The 20805-nt window shown below is 60.7% G+C and carries 11 protein-coding genes; 4 read left to right on the top strand and 7 right to left on the bottom strand.

Annotated features, from left to right (window positions below):
• Positions 1-246 precede the first annotated feature (246 nt).
• Both VGN12_26605 and uvrA read right to left on the bottom strand, forming a co-directional pair.
• Positions 247-2427 (bottom strand): BBP7 family outer membrane beta-barrel protein, encoded by a 2181-nt coding sequence (locus VGN12_26605; GenBank protein ID HEY4313052.1) that lies wholly within the window; start codon positions 2425-2427, stop codon positions 247-249.
• 938 nt (positions 2428-3365) lie between these two features.
• The gene (gene uvrA / locus VGN12_26600; protein HEY4313051.1) at positions 3366-10517 is read right to left on the bottom strand and encodes an excinuclease ABC subunit UvrA; all 7152 of its coding nucleotides are present in this window, start codon (positions 10515-10517) and stop codon (positions 3366-3368) included.
• A gap of 577 nt (positions 10518-11094) precedes the next feature.
• Here uvrA and VGN12_26595 point away from each other — a divergent pair.
• Positions 11095-11901: a polysaccharide biosynthesis/export family protein gene (locus VGN12_26595; GenBank protein ID HEY4313050.1), complete on the top strand. Its 807-nt coding sequence runs from the start codon at positions 11095-11097 to the stop codon at positions 11899-11901.
• Here the strand turns inward: VGN12_26595 and VGN12_26590 are convergent.
• The 3 genes from VGN12_26590 to VGN12_26580 form a co-directional block, all read right to left on the bottom strand.
• The gene (locus VGN12_26590; GenBank protein HEY4313049.1) at positions 11885-12952 is read right to left on the bottom strand and encodes a hypothetical protein; all 1068 of its coding nucleotides are present in this window, start codon (positions 12950-12952) and stop codon (positions 11885-11887) included. The genes VGN12_26595 and VGN12_26590 overlap by 17 nt on opposite strands.
• A 108-nt stretch (positions 12953-13060) precedes the next feature.
• Positions 13061-14116, bottom strand: a complete 1056-nt coding sequence (locus VGN12_26585; protein ID HEY4313048.1) for a PEP-CTERM sorting domain-containing protein — start codon at positions 14114-14116, stop codon at positions 13061-13063.
• Between the two features lie 473 nt (positions 14117-14589).
• Positions 14590-15642 (bottom strand): leucine-rich repeat domain-containing protein, encoded by a 1053-nt coding sequence (locus tag VGN12_26580; GenBank protein HEY4313047.1) that lies wholly within the window; start codon positions 15640-15642, stop codon positions 14590-14592.
• 290 nt (positions 15643-15932) lie between these two features.
• On the opposite strand from VGN12_26580, the gene VGN12_26575 reads away from it, so the two are divergent.
• The gene (locus VGN12_26575) at positions 15933-17036 is read left to right on the top strand and encodes a PEP-CTERM sorting domain-containing protein (protein ID HEY4313046.1); all 1104 of its coding nucleotides are present in this window, start codon (positions 15933-15935) and stop codon (positions 17034-17036) included.
• Between the two features lie 348 nt (positions 17037-17384).
• Here VGN12_26575 and VGN12_26570 read toward each other — a convergent pair whose 3' ends face one another.
• Positions 17385-18323: a Dam family site-specific DNA-(adenine-N6)-methyltransferase gene (locus VGN12_26570; protein ID HEY4313045.1), complete on the bottom strand. Its 939-nt coding sequence runs from the start codon at positions 18321-18323 to the stop codon at positions 17385-17387.
• A gap of 94 nt (positions 18324-18417) precedes the next feature.
• On the opposite strand from VGN12_26570, the gene VGN12_26565 reads away from it, so the two are divergent.
• Complete coding sequence (locus VGN12_26565) at positions 18418-18660, top strand: helix-turn-helix transcriptional regulator (GenBank protein ID HEY4313044.1); 243 nt, start codon at positions 18418-18420, stop codon at positions 18658-18660.
• Positions 18657-19514, top strand: coding sequence for a hypothetical protein (locus tag VGN12_26560; protein ID HEY4313043.1), 858 nt, complete (start codon positions 18657-18659; stop codon positions 19512-19514). Before VGN12_26565 ends, VGN12_26560 begins: the two co-directional genes overlap by 4 nt.
• 74 nt (positions 19515-19588) lie before the next feature.
• Here the strand turns inward: VGN12_26560 and VGN12_26555 are convergent, their stop codons facing one another.
• Entirely contained in the window at positions 19589-20749 is a 1161-nt protein-coding gene (locus VGN12_26555) for a sialate O-acetylesterase (protein ID HEY4313042.1), read from the bottom strand.
• Positions 20750-20805 lie beyond the last annotated feature (56 nt).

Below are 20805 nucleotides of genomic sequence, written 5' to 3'. Positions count from 1 at the left end.
AAAAACCGCGGTCGCTCTCGAAAGAGACGGCCGCGGTTTTTTTTGCGCCTCGTGAGAGAAGGCTCAGTCGCTAGTCGATTTCGAAGACTTGCCACTGAGCACACAGAGAACACAGAGGGGGAGAAATACCTTGTCCTGTTCGTGGCGGAAGAAGGCATCGATCCACAGATTGCGCAGATAGACGCAGATTAAAAAAACTCGGTGGCCTCGGTGATCTCTGCGGCCAGATAGTTTTTAACCGCGAGGCTAGAACGACAGGTCGAAGCCGGCTGTGACGCCTTGCAGCCACAGGCTTCCCTGATTGAAGAGGGCCTGGGGATTGGCCGGGCCAACCAGTGGCGCCCCCGCGATCTGCGACGTGTTGACCGTCGTGTCGACCTGCGCGCCGGGGCGAATCACACGTGTGACGTACGTGAAGTTATAGCCGATCGTCAGACGGAAGCCGGGGGTCAGATGATACCCAACCTTCAGGTCGACCGACGGGATCAGCGCGAAGTGGTTCTGAACGAAGGTCCCCATGTTCGTCGGCTGGGCCAGCAGGCCGTTGGGGAGCGAGGCGGTAAAGCCCGACGCCGCCGCGGCAACGACGCCGTCGATTTTCAGCGTCTCTTGCATGTTGCCCATCGCCAGGCGGGATTCGCCGCCGAACCAGAAGCGATTACGAAAGTGATATTCGCCGGCCAGCCCGACATCGCCGCCGTTGAAGTTGTTGCTGGTCGAATAGTAGTCGAACACCGTGACGTTGGGTTGGGCCGTGAACGGCGGCAGTCCCAGCGACGACCGACTGATGATCGACAGCGACTCGTTCAGTTGAAAGAAGCGATATCCGCCGACCAGGAACATGCGCCCTGGCGAAGTGTATTGTCCGAGCCCCCAGCGTGCGCCGGCGCCGGCCGATTGAATGTTGCTCGATTCGTTGACCGTGACCGAGCCGTTGACATTGACCACCACGCCCGCAACCACGGCGCCGGGATAGGCGACCAACAGCGCACTCTGCGCATTCACGCTCGGATCACTGTCGAAGAACGGCCGCGCCAGGATCGGGCCTGACGCCGCGCCATTGCTGAACACCGACGACGCCGAATAATTCGTCGAGGCCGTGGCGAGCGTCCAATAGTGTCCTTCCAGCGCGAAGGTCTGCTGATCATCGAGCCAGATGCCTCCCATCACTCGCCCGCCAGGACGAATATTGCCGAGGACGTTTTGATTGCCATACAACACGCTCGTGCCGGGCTGACCGATGACGCCGGCGGTATCTTCCGGCGTGCCGATGGGGCTGGTCGTAACCAGCGCCGGCAGCGAATCGTGTTTCACCCAAAAGCCGAGCGCATCGAGGTTCAAATAATGGCGCGGCCCAGGGGGCGCATACGGGCTGTAGAGCGGCTGGGGCGGAGGCGCGGCCACCGGCGCGCCGATGTAACTGGTCGGGCCGGGCACGGGGCAGGTCGTCGGTGCTGGAGACCCGAGCATCGGCGACATGAATTGCGCCAGCGTCACCAGCGGATCGGCGGGCATCATCGATTCGGGCGTACCGGTCATTCGTGGCGGTCGACCCGCCAGGCGATCCAATCGGCGCAGCAGAATATCGACGCGGTTGCGGTCGCTAACTGTCTGGGCGCGACGGGCGACATTCCGCGCGTCGGTTTCCATCAATGCCAGATTCGCGCCGCGCGAATTGCCGGCCGCGATCGCGGCAACGCCTAATTCCAATTCGTCCAGCACGGCGGATATCGATCGCTCGGGCGGAGCGCCCGGCGGCAGGGGACCAGCTTCGACCTCACCGAGTAGACGCGGCTCGGCGAGCGGTTCGTCATAGCCGACCTGTTGCACACGCTGGGAGAAATCTTCGCCGTCATCGTCAAGACGATCGGCCACGTGTCGCCCGCTCGGCTCGTTCGATTCCTCGGCTAGCAGATACTTTTCGTGAATCCAGCGATATTCGCCCACCGGGGGAACGATTTTATACCAGGCGGTTTTTCCGTCTTCTTCGACCGAGTAGTGCTCGCCGAACAGTTCGACGACTTCGCCGCGGTTCAGAATGAGTTGCACCGTGTCGCGGCGCGCGTAGAAGCGGCTGCCGACGCCGACCTCGACGCGATCGCGCGTGATGCGTGCCGTATCGTCCGGTTTGAGCTCGAGACTATCGGCCGCGACCAGACTGAAGCTGCCGCGCGGCGGACGGACCCGACACCAGCCACCGGCGTCACGGCCGACGACTTCGACTTGCTCGCCACGGCGCAAGATGTCCGTGGCGTAGTACTCCATGCCAGGCCCGCTACGAACGTGTACGTGTTCGGCATCGACCACGGCGCTGTATGGTTCGTCTTCGCGGGCACCGGCCGTACCGGAAGTGGCCAGCGCGAGCGCCATCACGGCCGCGAAGGGCGCGATCCACAGGCGCGTGTTGCCAGTGCCGGTATGGGACATGGGATGCAGGGTTATTGTTGGTTCGCCGTCCGCCATCGCGCGCTACGCCCACAGGACGTGACCGCGGCCACTAGCGCACGACAAGAAAACCAGAACACACAGCACGAAATCTGCTAGCACGCCAGAACGGCGTCTCGGTACGAGGGGAGGCGAGTAGATAGTTAATCCGCCCGCGGCGTGCAAGATCAATCACAAGCTACCGGCGGTCGGACAGCGAGTAAATGCATCAACCGGCCCTCTGCTAGCGATCGCTGAACAGCCGTAACCACGGCCGGCGCGGCTTCGGAAGGTAACGCGGCGCAGGGCTGCGCTGCCGCAGCGCGCTCGCCAGGAAGCCTTCCGTCTCGCGCAAGAATTTCTTGCGCAGCTCGGACGTATTTCGTCTTCGTGGTAAAGGAGGTGGTGCTAGTAGCATAACGATCTGCCCTTGTCTCTGAGTTCGCGAATGCGTTCGTGTCGGATTCGCCATCCGCGCGTGGAAATAAAAAAGGCCCGACGTCACACGCGTGACATCGGGCCTTTGAAAAAGCCTGACGGACCGGGGGGCCGAATGTCACACGGGGGGTGGCTGCGCGAAGCTGTGCATCACGAGCGCGCGGACCGACGTATCGCTCGTCGTGTGGGTCATCGCGATGTTGTGTGAACGGCAACTCATGGCGCTAAATCAGCAAGGTGTGGCGGCGGTGGCGTACTTGCCTTTCGCGGGCGCTAGTAATTCGAGCGGTACAGAAGAGGAGAGACGCCGGACACGAACGAGGTTCGCGCCGAGAAATCTTGCCGCCGGATGCCGTGACGGCTACCGCTGTTACGCCAAACGTGGCGCGTTCAGAGAGTAAAACCATCCCCAGATTACGCAGATGCACGCAGATTTTACTTTGAGAAATCCGTGTCTATCTGCGAAATCTGCGGATCATTCCTCTGATTTCGCTTGAAGCGGATTACAGCGACGATCGCTCCAGCGAGCGCTTCGGCTTTTCCGTGGCGGCTGCGTAGTGTTCCTGCAGGAACTCGAACAGCTCGGGAGCCGTGACTTCGCCCGAGTCGACGAAGCGCAGCTTCACCAGGTCCTTGTCAGGCCGATCGATTTGCAATTCCGGATTGCCCGCCAGGCTGGCGACGCGTCCCAGCGCGAAGCGTGCCTTCGGGCCGGCCAACGACAGGTCGATGCCGGCTTGCCGCTTGGTGTGGATCGTGGCCCACGGCTCGCCGCCGCCCGGTGGGCAGACGTGTACCACTTGTTGATTGTTCCACAGGAACTGCGCTCCCTTAGCTGTCTCGGCCAAGAGTTCGCACAGGTCCTCCAGCACTTCAACTTCCCAATCAATGCGCTTGCCGGGCGGAAAGCCTTTTCGCGACAGATGCCATTTCTGCCCCAGCACCTTCCACGGCATGATGTCCTCGGGACGCTGCTCGGCTCGTTCGGCAAAGCGTTGGAATCCGGCCACGGCCTCGGTCAGGAATTTCCAGAACTCGGGCCGGTCGATCTCGTGTAGCCAATGCACGCGCATCTGCACTTCCTGCCACGGCCCGCGCAGGTTTTTGCACTTCACGCGTGGTTCCGAACCATAGACCGGCAGCTCGTGAATCTCGTTGAGCGGCTTCAAGTCCAAGCGCGCGACCAGGTCGTCACGCTGGAACGATTTCTTGGCGACCCGGAATTTCAATTGCAGCAGCCACTCTTCGCCGGTGACGGCATGCAGGAACCAACCGTCGGTCTTCTTCTCGCTGGCGATTTCGACGATCGTGCGGTTGTTCCAGTTGGTCGGCGAGAAACTTCCAAGCTCCTGGATGCGATCGACGACGCGTGCCAGGATTTCGCCGTCCCACCGGCAGGGTTGGCCGGAACGTCCGACGCGATCGCGCGTGTGCCAGCCGCGGCCATCGTTTTGCCACGGCATCTGCGTTTCGCGACCGATCTCGTTGATTTCCAGATCTTCTTCGCGCTTGGCCTCTTGCGCGGCGAAGTCGAACAGCTTTCGTTCGACCTGTGGATCGGCTTCGAGGACCGGCGCCAGTGTTTCGCCCGTGTGCGAGCGCAACAGATCGCCCGCGGCGCGGCCACCGCGTTTGGTTTTCGACGGGGCCGCGGCCAGGGCGTGCGCCACGACCTGCTCGGGCGTGCCGGCCACGACGACGCGTCCGCCCGATTCGCCCGCCTCGGGCCCCATGTCGATGATCCAATCGGCCGTCTTGATCACGTCCAAATTGTGTTCGATCACGACGACGGTGTTGCCCAGATCGACCAGGCGATTCAGCACGTCGAGCAATCGTGCCAGATCGTCGAAGTGCAAACCGGTCGTTGGCTCGTCGAGCAAGTAGAGCGTTTGTCCTGTATCGGGTCGGGCCAGCTCGGCGGCCAATTTCACACGCTGCGCCTCGCCGCCCGAGAGCGTGGGAGCCGATTGTCCCAATCGCAGATAACTGAGCCCGACGTCGCACAAAGTTTCCAGCACGCGACGGATCTTGGGAATGTTCTTGAACAGTTCGAGCGCTCGCCCGCACGGCAAGTCGAGCACATCCGAGATCGAGTGGCCATGAAATTGCACGGCCAGCGTCTCGGGATTGTAGCGCCGACCGCGGCATTCATCGCACTCTACCCACACGTCGGGCAGAAAGTGCATCTCGATGCGCAGTTGGCCGTTCCCTTCGCACTTTTCACAGCGCCCGCCCGGCACATTGAAGCTGAAGCGGCGCGGCGTGTATCCGCGCAGCTTGGCATCGGGAAGTTCGGAATAGAGCGTGCGAATCAGTTCGAAGACGCCGGTGTACGTGGCGGGGTTCGATGTGGGCGTATTGCCCAACGGCTGTTGATCGACGCGAATGACCTTGTTGATCATCTCGACGCCGAGGATGGCGTCATGCGGAGCAGCCAGGCTGGTCGCCCGATGCAGAATGCGGGCCAGCGAGTTGTAGAGCACGTCTTCGACCAGCGAACTTTTGCCACTGCCGCTGACGCCTGTGACGACCGTGAACGCGCCGAGTGGAATTCGCACGTCGACGCTGCGCAGATTGTTGTGGCGGGCGCCAATGACTTCCAGCCAACCGCCGCCGGGAGGAAGCCAGTCTTCGCCCTGCTCGGCTCGTGGAACCGGCGGGGCTGCTGTTTTCTTCGCGACCGCTTTTTGCGTCTTTGCCGTCGTTGTTGTTTTGCTTGCGGCGCGCTTGGCTTTGGTTTTCGCGGCAGCAGACGGCACTTCAGCGCGAATCGTCAATCGCCGATTGGTCGGCACCGGGATGGCCTTTGTGCCCGACAGATAAGGCCCGGTGACCGACGTTTTGATCTGCGAGACTTTTTGCGGCGTGCCACGGGCCACGATCTGGCCGCCGTGCTCGCCGGCTGCGGGACCGAAATCGAGCAGGTAATCGGCCCCGGCAATGACTTCGCGGTCGTGCTCGACCAAGAGCAGCGTGTTCCCGAGATCGCGCAGCCGTAGCAGCGCGCCGAGCAGCCGCAGATTGTCGCGCGGGTGCAGGCCGATCGTCGGTTCGTCCAGCACGTACAGCACGCCAGTCAGGCCGCTGCCGACCTGGCTGGCCAGGCGGATGCGCTGCGCCTCTCCGCCCGAGAGCGTGGGGGCTGCGCGATTCAGCGTGAGGTATTCGAGCCCGACGTCGACCAGGAATTGCAAACGATTGCGCACTTCGCGCACCAGTTCGCCAGCGATCTTTTTCTCAGTAGCGTTCGGTTTCCACTGCGCGAATTGCTGCAGCAGGTCGCCAAGCGGTTTACGGCAAACATCGTCGATCGTTTCGTCGCGCAGTCGTACCGCGCCGGCGTCGTCGCGCAGTCGGCTGCCGCCGCAGGTCGAACATTCGACTTCATCGACCAGATGTTCGAGCCTGGTGCGCATCCCGGAGGACAAACGTGAGGCCTCTTCGAGCGCGGGGTAAAGTCCTTTGTATTGAAAGCGAAACAGCGGCTTATCGGCATTCTTCTTCGCTCCAGGGACCGGGACATTGATCCAACTATCGCCGGACCCGTGCAGGATGGTCCGCCGCTGCCGGGCGGGCAACTGCTCGAATGGCACATCGATCGGCACGCCCGTGTGGTGCGAAAGGGCCGACAGCATAAGCTGAAACAGCTTGTTGTCGACACCTGGCCAGAGCGCGACCGCGCCCTGCTTGAGCGACAGCTTCGGATCGTGCAGCAAGGCCGACGTGTTTGCGCCGGTTTGCGTTCCCAACCCTTCGCAGACCGGGCACCAGCCCAGCGCGCTATTGAACGAGAAACTGTGCGGTGTGAGCTGCTCGAAGCTGCGGCCGCAGCGATCGCACGCAAAATGCTGACTGTAGATCTCGGTGCGCCAACGCGCCTCGGGCACGTCCTCGACCGGGAACGTCACGTGCAGGACGCCGCGTCCCAGCGACAACGCGCTCTCGATGCTGTCGGCGATGCGCGAGCGTGATTCAGTCCGCACCGTAGCGCGATCGATGATCACTTCCACAGTGTGCTTGCGGCGGCGGTCGATCGTCGGCGGCTCGTCAATCGGATAGGTCTGACCGTCAACGCGCATGCGCTGATAGCCGGCGGCGCGAATTTCATCCCACAACGATTCGTATTTGTCGCCGACCTGAATTTCAAGCGGGGCCATCAAGTACAGCCGGGTGCCGGCCGGCTGCGCCATGACCTTGTCGATGATCTCGTCCGAGGTCTGCGTGCCGATCGGAATGTCGCAATCGGGGCAGTGCGGCTGGCCCAGTCGGGCGAACAAGATTCGCATGAAGTCGTAGATCTCGGTCACCGTGCCGACGGTCGAGCGCGGCGTATGGCCGAGATGCTTTTGCTCGATGGCGATCGCTGGCGATAACCCTTCGATATGTTCGAGCTGCGGCTTCTGCATCTGCCCGACAAACTGGCGGGCGTACGAGCTAAGGCTTTCGACGTACCGGCGCTGCCCCTCGGCATAGATCGTATCCATGGCCAGCGAGCTTTTGCCGCTACCGCTTTGCCCGCAGCAGACGGTCATAGCATCGCGCGGGATTTCGACGTCGATGTCTTTCAGGTTGTGCTGCTTCGCGCCACGTACCTTGATTGATGTGGCCGATTCGATGGGCGGGCGTTTTGCGGCCGCCGCGCCAGAGAGATCGAACGGCTGCGCGCCGCGTGCCAGCACCGGTTTCAGTGCTCGCCCGGTGTAAGACTCGTTCACCTTGGCGACGTCTTCGGGCGTGCCGACCGCCACGACCTGGCCGCCGCCGGCGCCCCCTTCGGGCCCGATGTCGATGACCCAATCGGCCGTCTTTACAACGTCCAGATTGTGCTCGACCACCAGCACCGTGTTGCCGGCATCGGCAAAGTCGTGCAGCACCTTCAGCAGCATGTGAATATCGGCGAAGTGCAAGCCGGTCGTGGGCTCGTCGAGGAGATATAGCGTGCGGCCGGTGCTCTTCTTCACCAGCTCGCGGGCCAGCTTGATACGCTGCGCCTCGCCGCCAGACAGCGTGGGCGAGGGCTGCCCCAGCTTCAAATAATCGAGCCCCACGTCGTGCAGCGTCTGCAGCTTGTGCCGCACGGCCGGAATATTCTCGAAGTGGTCGAGCGCCTGCTGAATATCCATTTCCAGGACGTCGGCGATCGACTTGCCCTTGAAGCGGATCTGCAGCGTCTCGCGATTGAAGCGATGCCCTTGGCAGACGGGGCAGGTTACCCACACATCGGCCAGGAAGTCCATTTCGAGCCGGTTCGAGCCGTTGCCCTCGCACGCTTCGCAGCGTCCCCCTTCGACATTGAAGCTGAAGCGGCCTTCCTTGTAGCCGCGCGTCTTGGCGTCGTGCAGTTGCGTGTACAGCTTGCGAATATCGTCGAAGACTTTGATGTAGGTGGCCGGATTCGAACGGGGCGTACGACCGATCGGCGACTGATCGATGGCGATCAGCTTGTCGAGCTTGTCGATCCCTTCGATCTTCTTGTGCTTGCCGGGATCGCCTTCGCCGCCGTTGAGATCGCGGCGCAAAGCCTCGACCAGGATGTCGCTGACGAGCGAGCTTTTTCCCGAACCCGATACGCCGGTGACGCAGACCAATGTGCCGAGCGGAATTTCGACGTCGACGTTTTTGAGATTGTTGTGCTCGGCGCCGAGGATCTTCAGCCAATCCTTGCCCGGTGCGCGGCGCTTCTCGGGAATTTCGATCTTCAGCTTGCCCGAGAGATACTGCCCGGTCAGACTGCGCGGCTCAGCTGCGATCTTTTTCGGCGAGCCAATGGCCACGACCTCGCCGCCGCGCACGCCGGGTCCGGGGCCGAAATCGATGATCGTATCCGCGGCGAGCATCGTCTCTTCGTCGTGCTCGACCACGACCACGGTATTTCCCAGATCGCGCAACTGCGCGAGCGTGGCCAGCAGGCGGTCGTTATCTCGCGGGTGCAGGCCGATTGACGGTTCGTCGAGAATGTACAGCACACCAACCAGGCCGCAGCCGATTTGCCCGGCCAGGCGGATGCGTTGCGATTCGCCGCCCGAGAGGGTCGGCGCGGTGCGAGCCAACGTGAGATAGTCGAGCCCGACGTTGAGCAAGAAGCCGAGCCGGCCGCGAATTTCTTTCAATACCTCGGCCGCGATCAGCGTGCGAGTCTGGTCGAGTTCCAATTCGCTGAAAAAGTCCACCGCCTCGGCAATGCTCAGCGCGCAGACCTCGGTCAGCGAGAGCGCCCGCTGGCTGGCGAAGCGCGGATGCCGCGAGGTCAGCGTGACCGTGCGGGCCTGATCGTTCAGCCGCGCGCCGGCGCAGGCGACGCAGCCAACCACGCGCATGTACTTTTCCAATTGCCGACGCTGCATGCCGCTTTGCGTGCTGCGATATTTCGATAGCATCTCGGGAATGATGCCGCCGAATCGGCCGCCGTATTTATGTCCGCCCGGCCCGTGTCGCCAGGTGAACGTGATGTGCAGATCGCCGGTGCCCCACAGCAACTGCTTGGCAATCGCGGGTTCGAGATCCTGCCAAGGCGTGTCGAGAATCTGTCCCGCTTCCAGACCGAGCTGGTGCTCGATGGTTTCGGTCACGCCGGCATAGATGTGACGACGCCAGCGCCCCAGGTCGCGCCACGGGCCGATCATCTCGATCGCGCCTTGCTTAAACGATTTGGCGCGATCCGGAATCAAACGATCGGGGTCGAACGTGTAGACCTCGCCCAGACCGTCGCACGACAGGCACATTCCCTGCGGGCTGTTGAAGCTGAAAAGCTGTGGGCTTGGCGGCTCGAAGCTCAGCCCGCAATGCGTGCAGGCGTAATGCGCCGAGAGATAAATGTCGTCATTGGCCGGGGCCGGCGCATCGGCGCCTTTCATCTTGCGACGCGCGCCGCGCGACGGCGCTTCTTCGGCTTCCTCGTCATCGAGCTCGGGCGTAGGCGCGGACGCTTTGCCGTCGGCATCGAGCGCGATAACCAGGTTTCCCTGGCCGAGCTTGAGCGCCAGTTCAACGGCTTCGGCCAGTCGCGCGCGACCTTCGGTGGAAGCCGTGAGTCGATCGATCACGACCTCGATATTGTGCCGCATCTGCCGGTCGAGGCGCAAATCGTCCGACAGGGGGACGATCCGACCATCGACGCGCGCGCGGACGAAGCCCTGCTTGATCAGGTCGACGAACAGGTCGCGGTATTCTCCCTTTTGCCCGCGAATCAGCGGGGCCAGGACCGAGAACTTCGTCCCCTGCGGCAAGGTGCCAATGCGGGCCAGGATCTGCTCGCGCGTCTGGGCCGTGATCGGCCGCGAGCATTTAGGGCAGTGCCCCAGCCCGGTCCGCGCGTAGAGGACACGCAGGTAATCGTAAATTTCGGTGATCGTGCCGACAGTCGAGCGCGGATTCTGGCCCGAGGATTTCTGCGAGATGGAAATCGATGGGCTGAGGCCCGAGATCGATTCGACGTCCGGCTTCGGCATCTGGCCGAGGAACTGCCGGGCGAAGCTGGACAGGCTTTCGATGTAACGGCGCTGCCCTTCGGCGTACAGGGTGTCGAACGCCAGCGAGCTCTTGCCCGACCCGCTGACGCCGGTCAAACAAACGAGTCGATTACGGGGAATAGTAAGGTCGACGGAGCGGAGATTATGCTCGCGCGCGCCTCGAATGACGATGTCGGCAGCGGCCATGCAACACTTCGGCGAGAGGAGGGGTCAATCCGTTGGCGCGTGCGGCAGGGGACGGCGGCGGACACCACAGCGCAGGACCCTGGATTGTAGGAGACGGGCGTACAGGTGGGCAAGGTGCGGGGGTTTACAAATTCTGCATCAACTGTGCTTCGGGAAAAACTCGCTCGATTTCGTCGATGCTGAGTCCCTGGGACTCGTTGCTTGGCGTCCAGCAATCGGAGGGGAGTGTGATCATAGGGGCCAGCTCATCCCCCAGAAGGCGTCTCACGAAACTGGGTGCTGGCACGACGCTAGATTCCCAACGTGGGCCAAACTCGGCGCCACGTTGCTCTAAAACCGCGCGTAGCGCTTGACGTTGGCGAACCGTGTGCAATTCGACGGCAAAAAAGATACTGAGGAGCGCTAGCACAATGCATATCATCCCGAGCCCGAACTGAAACCATCGGCGGCGGGTGAGCCGAGCGGCGTGGTCAACGGTCATGGTCGTTCTCGATGACGAAAACCAAGCGATTTGTTGTAATAGGTGTGACCTGGTTCATGGAACATAATTTTTGCCCGACATGCAATGACTCGCTCCATGCGCAATGCACCGCAGCATGTCGTGATTCTGACAATGGCCCTCGTTGCCTCAAAAGGGGCCGTGTCCGGCGAGTGGATGTTTCGCAATATATCCGACGCTGTCTTTGCGGGCCCCGGTTATACGCCGGCGGTGCTGGACGTCGACACGCTACTCAGCGCGCCGCGATTGTCGCTGCTGAGAAGAGCGCGGCCGCCGTATTTGATCGAGCCTCCTGACGTTCTGTCGATCGAAGTTCATCGTTTTTCGAGAGATGACGTTGTCGTCGATCAGGCGGGGCAATCGGCTAACGAGTTACTTCGCGGCGAGTTTCGGGTCGGGCCTGACGGGACGATCGACCTCGCGCATTATGGCAAGGTGAGAGTTACCGGGCTGACCGTCCGTAGGGCGCAGGAAGTGGTTTGCGAGCATATTCGCGATTTTGAGAGACTCCCGGAAAGCTCGGCACCAGAAGTCTCGCTCGATGTATTCGCCTACAACAGCAAAGTCTACTACGTGGTCATCGAAGGAGCCGACCTGGGGGACCAGATCCAACGGATCCCGATCGCCGGCAACGAGACGGTGCTGGATGCGCTTGCGCAGGTCCGCGGATTAAAGCATCGCGCCAAAGTTGTCTGGGTGGCTCGTCCTGCCTCGGTTCATGGGGCTCGAAAGGCGGAGGTTCTTCACGTCGACGTGAACGCTATTGTTCATCGCGGCGACCAGTCGACCAACTGGCCGATTTTTCCGGGCGACCGGGTGTTTGTCACGCCTGCGAACGTGTCGCTGCTGCGCGATTCCCCGACAAGATTTACTCGCGAGAATTGACGGCACGCCCACGGCGCGGCACCCTGAGATGTTTGCTGCGCAGCATCACGCCGACCGCGGCAATTCCTGCCAAGACGAACGTGCCGGGCTCGGGAAAGTTGAACTGTTGTGCGCCAAAGTTGTAAACACATATAGGATCGATGTTGGGGTTGCCGCCAAAGACGTTGTAGGTGCCGTTTCCGGTCGGGCCGTTCGAGACGCCCGTGCCGATGAGGTCGATGAAGGTGCCCGTGCCTGGGCGTCCTGCGCCTGCTCCGGCGGCGTTCGAATAGTCCCCTGGAATGCTAATGTCACCGGTCGTCGCGATCTGGGCGATAGGCACGGTGAGTATGCCATTGACGAACTGGCTGGCAAGCGTGCTGCCCGTCAACGTATTGCTGCCGTTGGGTCCGTAGATTCCGTTGAAGATCATGTACTGCCCGGTGGTGGCGTTCGTGCCACTCGGCGAAGCCAAAGCTGACAGCGCCGTATCCCCGGCCTGCACGCCCGGTGTGCCGTCGGCGTTCCAGGTGAAGCCCGTAGGACCAACGTTTTTGATGGGCCCGAGTTGCCAGGCTGGATTGGTCAGGGGGCCGACAAGTCCCGAGTCGTCGTTGACGCCCTGCAAGACGCCTGAACCGCTGTTGTACCACCAGCTATCCGCGTACAGCGATTGCTGGTCGCTCGTGGACAGATTGCTTTGCTGAGCAGGCGCGGAATTAGCTGCAGCATAAGGATCGACCACACTCGACTGCACGTCTTGCACGTCAACTTTATTGGCCGTGCCTGTTGCGTTACTCGGCACGATACCATTGCCCACGAACGCCAGGTTTTGCACCAACAACACGGGATTTGTACCTGCGCCAATGAGATCAGATTCAGAAAGCTGTATGCCGAAGGTGACTACCTCTTCTCCTGCGGGTATGACGCTATTCGTGGCGTGCGTCGCGACGTTCATGATGGCCAATTGCACGGCCTGAGCCGCACGAACGGGCAGCAGCAGGATCGCCATTGCGATGACAAGACATTGCCAAAAGCCGGGAAGACGGAGAACGGTAAACGAGAGAACCATGAATTGTTGCTCTAGGGTGGGCGGAGATTCTTTGATGCACCGTGAATGGGAAATGCGTTGGCCCAAACATCTGGACGGTCGCCGTGACGCATTGAGCGTCTAGGACCGCTAACTCGAACGCGGTGCTCGTCGTTTGCGCCGCAAACAGAATCCGACCGCGGCAATTCCCGCTAAGACGATCGTGCCGGGCTCGGGAATGGGAACTTGTCCCGAGCCGGTGAAGCTATAAAAGAAGCCCGTATTGATGTTGGGATCGCCCCCATACATGTTGTACGTGCCGTTTCCTATCGGACCGTTCGAGCCTCCCACGCCGATGATGCCGATGAAGGTTCCGGATCCAGGAGCACCCGCGAGCGCTCCGGCGGCATTGGAATACGTTCCCGGAATAAAAATATCTCCCGTCGTTGCGATTTGGGCGATCGGCACGGTGAGGAGGCCGTTCACGAATTGACTAGCCAGTGTGGAGTGTGTCAGTGAATTGCTGCCGTTGGGCCCGTAGATACCGGAATAGATCATGTACTGCCCCGTGGTGGCGTTCGAACCGCCGGGCGAGTTGAGGGCCGCGAGCGCCGTGGCGCCGGCTTGCACGCCGGGCGTGCCGTCGGGGGACCACGTGAACCCGCTGCTACCGACGTAAGAAATGGGGCCAAGCTGCCAGGCTGGATTGGTCAGTGGGCCGACATCTCCCCCAGCGTCGTTCACACCTTGCAAGAGACCGCCGCCGCTGTTGTACCACCAGCTATCCGCGTAAAGGGATTGTTGTTGGCGAACGGACAGATCGCTTTGCACGGCCGGAACGACATCCGGGCCCGATTGATTTCCGATCGATGCGTCGACGATGCTTGTTTGCACATCTTGCACGTCAACCTTATTCGGAGTTGCGGGAACGACATTGATCGGCACGATGCCATTCCCCGCGAACGTCAGGTTCTGCACCGCGAGAACGGGATTCGTACCTGCGCCGTACAGGTCAGAGGCTCGCACTTGAATGCCGAATGTGACCACCTGCTCACCAGCAGGAATGGCGCTATTGTAGGCGTGATTTGTAACACCCATGACTACCAACTTGACTGCCAGCACCGAGCGGGCTGGCAGTAGCACGATCGTCGCTGCAATCACCAGGCGACTTCCAACACGAATGCTCGCGGATAACGAAGGAAACATAACGTGTTGCTCCAGAACTGCCCTTGTTTTTCGTGACGCCCGTTATGTGCTCTCCCGCGTCTTGCCTGCGCGAAATGAAACAACACCGCGAGGCAAGGAAAACCGCACGCAAACGCGCAACGCGTCCGCGCGGGGAAGGCACAAGAGAGTTGATGCCGAAAAGAAACCACCGGACGATTGATCAACTGACCAATCGACGTGGAACTGGCATCATCAGGCGTGCAGTAGCTCGCTCCGAGAAAAAGCTGCCCGGCGGTCCGTACGAATCGACCGCCACGGAACAGCAGTCCGGAAGATAAGGGTTGAAAAGGGGCAATTCAAGAGAAAACTTACACAAATATATAACTAACAGTACACAAGTGGAAATTCCCGCTGGAAGCTGCCTGCTTTCCGCATTCCTGGCGCGATTCTGGGGCCAGTGGCTCAAGAAAAGAAGGGACGCGCGTCCGGCCAGGGAAGTGCTTCTCAGGCAGCTACGGCGTAGGGCCGTAGCTGGTCGCCGTGGTGAACGTGCTCGCGTCGACTTTGCATTGCGGCAACGCTTGTCGCAGCTTGGCAACCTGCCGACTGCTGAGTCTGGTTCGCGCGACGCTCAGCTCTTTCAGAGCAGGCAGCGAGAATAGCGGCGATGGATCGTCGATCAACGTGCCGTCGAGCAGAACGTTTTGTAATTGGCCAAGCCTTGTCAGGGAAGAAATGTCAACAACCGCATTATTCTCGAGCGATAACTGCGCGAGGTTCGTGAGTGTGCCGAGCGCTGCAATGTCGCGTACCTGCGTCTCTTCGAGCCCCAGTTGGGAAAGCTGAACCAAGCCCGACAGGGGAGTGATGTCGCTGACCTGCGTTCGGCCGAGCGACAAGGATTTCAACTTACCGAGACCGGCAAGGGGTGACAGGTCGTCGACCGACGTTTTGAAGAGCATCAGCTCTTCGAGGTTCCCAAGCTTCGCGAGCGGCCGTAAGTCGCGCACGTTCGTGTACGACAACGTGAGAACCTTCAAGTTCTTTAACGCGGCTAATGGTGCGAGGTCCGCGACCGGCGAATGATTCAATGCCAAAAGCTCGATCGCCGGCAGACCGGCGAGCGGTCGCAGGTCCGTGACTTGCGTCCTGAACATCAGCACGAACTTCAGTTGCGTCAGGTTCGCTAGCGGCGACAGGTCCGCCACGTTCGGGGCGTGCAACTCAAGTCCCATAATATCGGGAAGCTGTGCCAGCGGCCGAAGGTCGACCGGCGCCGGCTGGCCTTTGGTCGTAATCAGCCGCACGCGCTGCCCGCACAGTTGGGACAACGCCCGGCGCCACAGCGGCGCAGCCTGAGGATTCGATGTCGGGTCGATAAACCGCCCGAAGGAACCGACGCCCAACCCGTCGGCTTCCAGTTGCCGGGCAATTTTCATCTGGCGTGCGGATTCAGCGCGCTCGTAAGCGAGCCAAGCCAGGACGATCGCCGCGAGCGTGACGACCAGTAACATCGCCCGCAGGCTGAACGAGCGCACTCGGCGAACGAATTCAAGAATCTTCATGTGGGCACCTTACTGAACACCACTGGCTCTCCCTGCGATGATCGCGATGGTCTTTGAACGCAATGATTTAATGCCACGACATGACGATCGGCGCGCGAGGTGCGTGCTAATGGCCTGATAAGTTGATAGTCCCGGCGGAATCTGGGATTTTTTTTCTGGCATTCGCACCGCGGATTCTGAATAATCACCGCGTTGGGGGGCTGGGGCACCGCGGTCTAGCGGCAATGTAGGGCCGTCACTTCTCAAGCTCCCTCTTTGTCCTTTCTTGGGCTTTTTTCGGGAGAACGCTCATGGTCCGGACTCTATGCACGCTTGCGCTTGTGGTGATCCTTTCCAGCACGTTGTCGATCGCACTGCCGCGGGCCAAAGCCGTTCAATATCCCTATCTCGATCCCACCTACACGCAGCAGATTTACACCGGACCGCTGGTAGGCGGACCTGGTATGGCCTGGACGAGTAGCGGCGACCTGTTGACGCGTAACGGTTCGGACATTCTCGAATACAGCCCCACGCAAAACGCCGTCCATCAAGGCACCGCCATTCATGGTTCGACCGCAACGCATACCATCAGCGGTTTGGCCAACACCGGGTACGGCATGACGAATGGTTTGGACGGCTACATCTATACGGTCACGGGGTCTGGCCTCGAGCGTTTCAATCCGTCGAACTGGTCGGCCCCTGCGCAACTGATGCCAGGATCCGTGGGTGGCGCCGGCTATGGCGTTACGACAATGCCCGACGGACGCATCGCTTATTCCGACGGCAGTGTCGCAAGTAGCGTCTATATCTACGATCCCGTCGCCCAGACGAATACGCTGATTTACTCCGGCAACTCTTTGATCGATGGCATGGTCGCTGGACCGCTTGGCAATATCGCGGTCACGGGTCAGAACAACAGCACCATGACGATTCTCACCAGCACTGGCGCGGTGGTAAACAGCTTCGGCACGCCCCACTTTCCTGATGGCTTGGCCTTTGCGGACAGCCCGTCGGTGAGCATCCTCTACAGCAACAATAACGATGGCACGATCACGCAGTACGTGCTGGGTCCTAACTTCTCGGGTTCGCCTACGATTACCGACATTGCAGGGGTCAGCGGCGCCTATGGTGACCTGGCATCGGTGGGACCGGATTGCGCGTTCTATGTCAGCCAGTTCGACAACGGCGGCTATCACGGCTCGGTGGCGGGTATCGGCACCCACTGGGACAACGGGGTAACGAACAACGAGCCGTCGATCATTCGCATCGGCGGGGGTGTGATGCCGGATGGCACGACCATGTGTCAGTTCTATTCACCTCTTGCCCATGTTCCCGAGCCGGGCACCTTCGGCCTGCTGGCGATGGGTATGATTGCGGTGGGGATTGCCGGTTACAGGCGCCGACGAAGCCGCTGAGCACTGGCGACCAACGGCATACGGATAGGCTATTGGACCGAGGCGTTCGGGGCGCGCAATCCGCGCGCGGTTGGCGAACGGGCGGGGGCAGTTGCCCTGATAGCCGTTGCCATGACAATGGGCCACGCCCCCGGTGCGCACGCTGATCGCTAGTCGACTTGTACGTTGATCGAATCGAACGACCATACCGCATCGTCACGGCGTGCGATTCAGCTCTTGCCAGACGGTGGCGAACCACATCAGGCCGGCATTGCGCTGGCCGATGCCGGAGAAGTGTCGGCGTGGTCCCAAGCCGCCAATAGGAACGATTGCTTGGCACGGCGTCCAACGCTCAAGATGGCAACCATTTCAATAGGTGAGTAGCAGCCGATCCTCGACAACTTCGCTTTCCAGCGTCTTTCCACCCATCTGAAACCGCCGCAACATCGAGCGGCCGCAACTAACGAAAACCTCTCGTTCGAATAGTCCCTTAGGAACCGGCAGATCGCAAATAAAATCACCGGATCGCTTCGTACCATCAATGCTCAAGGCCACGAATACTCCACGATGCTTGCAATCGGCGATCACTTCGAAAAGCTGCTTGAGATCGAACGCCTGCGCCCCGTAAAGAATCTTTTGGGCATCCTTGTATGGTGGATCGCAATAGACGAGGTCACCCTTGTTGGCAGCCTGCATCGCTTCCACGTAATTTTGTGCGCGAAAAATGGCGCCTGCCGTGCGTTTCCGCCATTCATCGACTCGCGCCGCAAACGTATCGGCCTCGATGGGTGTATGGACACCACAGGGGGTCGACATGAAGCCGTCGGCTTTGCGGAATCGAACGACCCCGCCGTAACATGACCTGCACAAGAAAAGCAGATCGGCCCCGTTGGGTCGCTTGTTGTACGACGCCTTGATCCTTTCGTACTCCGTGACCTTGTCACCGGACATCAACCGACTGCGGCGCTTGGCATACCAACGTTTGAGCTTTTCCGGGTCATCGCGCAGCGTTTGCCAGATCTCGATGAGCGGTTCAAAAATATCCGAACCGACGGCATGTTGGGGAGCCAGCGTGGCGAGTACGCCGGCGCTTCCGAGAAAGGGTTCGACGTATGTGCCGAACTCGGACGGAAAGTAGGAAATGATTTCATCCGCCAGCCGCTGCTTGCTGCCGATCCACTTGAGCAGTTGCCTTTTGAACGGCGCCACCCGCTGCGTTCGAGCTTCGCCCCCTTCAAACAGACGGAGTTGCATCGTCCGGACCTTCTTCGACGTCAGATCGGGCAGAGTCGCCGAAATTCTATTCATTTGTACAGTACCCGTCAATTCATTAGGGGACCGCTGCACAGAAGCACTTTATCCTTTTTTGGGATTTACTGTCAAGTGATCCTAAATAGTTCCCATGGATAAGAGCATCTTCACGCCCGAACAGCAAAAGCTCCAAGAGCTTCTCCGTCAGGTTCGATTGGGCGCGGGACTGCGTCAGCAGGACCTGGCCGAAAAACTCGCCCAACCCCAATCGTTCGTCAGCAAGTACGAGGCGGGCGAGAGACGTCTCGATTTGCTCGAGGTCCGTGCCATTTGCGCGGCGGTGGGTATCTCGTTGCGCGAGTTCGTTGATCGGTTGGAGGCCGCGATTCCATGATCCCGAACCCTCGCTTCGTCCGACTCCGCAAGCATTTTTGGGCAAACATACGCACGATTAGTCAGCACTTCGGTTACACCGTTCGGGGCACCGGCCAGATCGCTGTGCCGACGCCCGTCGATCTCCGGAACTGCATGCAACAGCTTGGCTTGTCAGCCGCGCATCTTTTCGACGGCGATGGCCGCGCCACCGAGCTCTGCGCCACGGTGAACTCTTACTTTCGACATCGGGCGCGCGTGCTCAATACCTTTGTCGAGCCGAGCCTGATGGATGTGGACGAAGCCAGAGCAATGTTCGAGCGGTTGCAGATGCAGCTTCCGACCAAGCGCATTCCGCCGATGAACAAGCAAAAGGGCATTAAAAAAGCTCCGGCATATTTTACAAGCAGCATCAATATGCTGATCGAGGCGAACGCCCAAGGGTTGCCATGCGACTACGACCCACGCGAGCTGACGACCGTGACGGTGAACAACGCACCGCTGCGCACGCTGGCCAGGCGAGTGGATGGCGCCTTTCCTGGCCCGGTCAATCCGATCGCCGTGTGGGAAATCAAGGAGTATTACTATACGACGACATTTGGGAGTCGCGTCGCCGACGGTGTCTATGAATCGCTCTTGGACGGGATGGAACTCGAAGAGCTTCGGAAGGAAGAAGGCATCGACGTAAAGCACTACTTGATGATCGATTCGCATTACACGTGGTGGGAATGCGGTCGGTCATACCTCTGCCGGATCATCGACATGCTTCACATGGGATATGTCGACGAAGTCCTGTTTGGGCGCGAGATCGAGAGTCGACTGCCGAAGATCGTACGGCAATGGGTACAAATCGCGAAACAACGCAATCTTCGATAAGTTCGCGTGAAAGATGGGCCAATTCTAATCTCGCAATGCTCGCTGGAAACCTTCTTTCTAGTACCGGCGAATGTTCACGGCGTGCGATTCAGCTCTTGCCAGACGGTGGCGAACCACATCAGGCCGGCGTTGCGCTGGCCGATGCCGGAGAAGTGTCGTCGCGTTCCCAGTCCGCCACGGTTTTCGCCCGCCAGGATGTCGGTATCAGGTCCCGGGCGAAAGCCGGGCATCGTGCCGAGTTGGTCGATGGCCAAGCGGATGCGTTCTTCGCCGACCGGATCGTCGTAGACTGTTGGGTGCAGCGTCGATTTGGCCAGGAGCCACGGCGGCTCGAAGCCCCATGCTTTCGCGAGCGCCGTGCGGATCTTCACCAGGTTGTCGACGTAGTACTCGGTCGAGCGATGCTCGATTACGTCCGATTCGCCTTGCTGCCACAAGACAGCGCGGAAGCGACCGATCGTTTTGCCGGCCGCGTTCAGCCGCTGGTACAACTCTTCGCCGGGCAGCCACTGCCGCGTCGAGGTGCCCCCAACGGCCACGTTAACGAACCCGATCGGTACGCGCGCGAGTGGCAATAAGAAGTTTCCGCAACTGGGCCAGATCGTGCCGCCGTCGCCGGCGTTTGGTTGCGGGTCGTTGGCGACTTGCCATTTCTTGTTGATCGCGTCGTAGGCCACGACGCGTCGTTGCGGATCGTCGACCTTGGTCAGCTCATCGTTCGCACCAACGGCATACGATTGCCCGGCGATGATAAACACCTCGCCGACGCCGACCGGCTCAACCGCGGCCACGGCCACGACCTGCTCGCCGTGCCGCGCGCGAACCTCGATGCGATACCATCCGCCGGCGGCGACACGCACCACCGCGGTCCAAAGTTTGCCCTGCCGCTGCCCGGCGACGACGCTCCATGATGTCGCCTCGCCTTTTTCATCCGGCAGCGTGACGACTCGATAGTCGATTGTTGCATTATCAGGCAGGTCAGCGGCCGCCGCGGCCAGATCGATTTCTACCGGCACGAGCGCAAATCCCAGTGCCGGTCCGCCCGGTTGATGATCGTGCGCGCGGTGCGGATCGAACCCTTCGCGTTGCACAACCTGGTGCGGCAACGGATGGCGCACTTCGAGACGCACAGGATCAGCAGCTGACGTCGTGTCCCCGGCCATCCGGACACTGACAATGACGAGCGCTGCGATAGACAGGCGACGGGCGAAAGCATGGTTCACAAAAATAGGCACGGCCTAGGCTCCCTGGTGCTCGTTCGTTTTCGCGCGACCGTCACCGGCGCGCGGTG

Source organism: Pirellulales bacterium (assembly GCA_036499395.1).
In the GTDB taxonomy this organism is placed as follows: Bacteria; Planctomycetota; Planctomycetia; order Pirellulales; family JACPPG01; genus JACPPG01.
This window is presented reverse-complemented; position numbering and strand designations above follow the sequence as displayed.

Coding starts and splice junctions, on each gene's coding strand:
- VGN12_26605 (HEY4313052.1), bottom strand. CDS start 2,427: ATGTCCCATACCGGCACTGGCAACACGCGCCTGTGGATCGCGCCCTTC.
- uvrA (HEY4313051.1), bottom strand. CDS start 10,517: ATGGCCGCTGCCGACATCGTCATTCGAGGCGCGCGCGAGCATAATCTC.
- VGN12_26595 (HEY4313050.1), top strand. CDS start 11,095: ATGCGCAATGCACCGCAGCATGTCGTGATTCTGACAATGGCCCTCGTT.
- VGN12_26590 (HEY4313049.1), bottom strand. CDS start 12,952: ATGGTTCTCTCGTTTACCGTTCTCCGTCTTCCCGGCTTTTGGCAATGT.
- VGN12_26585 (HEY4313048.1), bottom strand. CDS start 14,116: ATGTTTCCTTCGTTATCCGCGAGCATTCGTGTTGGAAGTCGCCTGGTG.
- VGN12_26580 (HEY4313047.1), bottom strand. CDS start 15,642: ATGAAGATTCTTGAATTCGTTCGCCGAGTGCGCTCGTTCAGCCTGCGG.
- VGN12_26575 (HEY4313046.1), top strand. CDS start 15,933: ATGGTCCGGACTCTATGCACGCTTGCGCTTGTGGTGATCCTTTCCAGC.
- VGN12_26570 (HEY4313045.1), bottom strand. CDS start 18,323: ATGAATAGAATTTCGGCGACTCTGCCCGATCTGACGTCGAAGAAGGTC.
- VGN12_26565 (HEY4313044.1), top strand. CDS start 18,418: ATGGATAAGAGCATCTTCACGCCCGAACAGCAAAAGCTCCAAGAGCTT.
- VGN12_26560 (HEY4313043.1), top strand. CDS start 18,657: ATGATCCCGAACCCTCGCTTCGTCCGACTCCGCAAGCATTTTTGGGCA.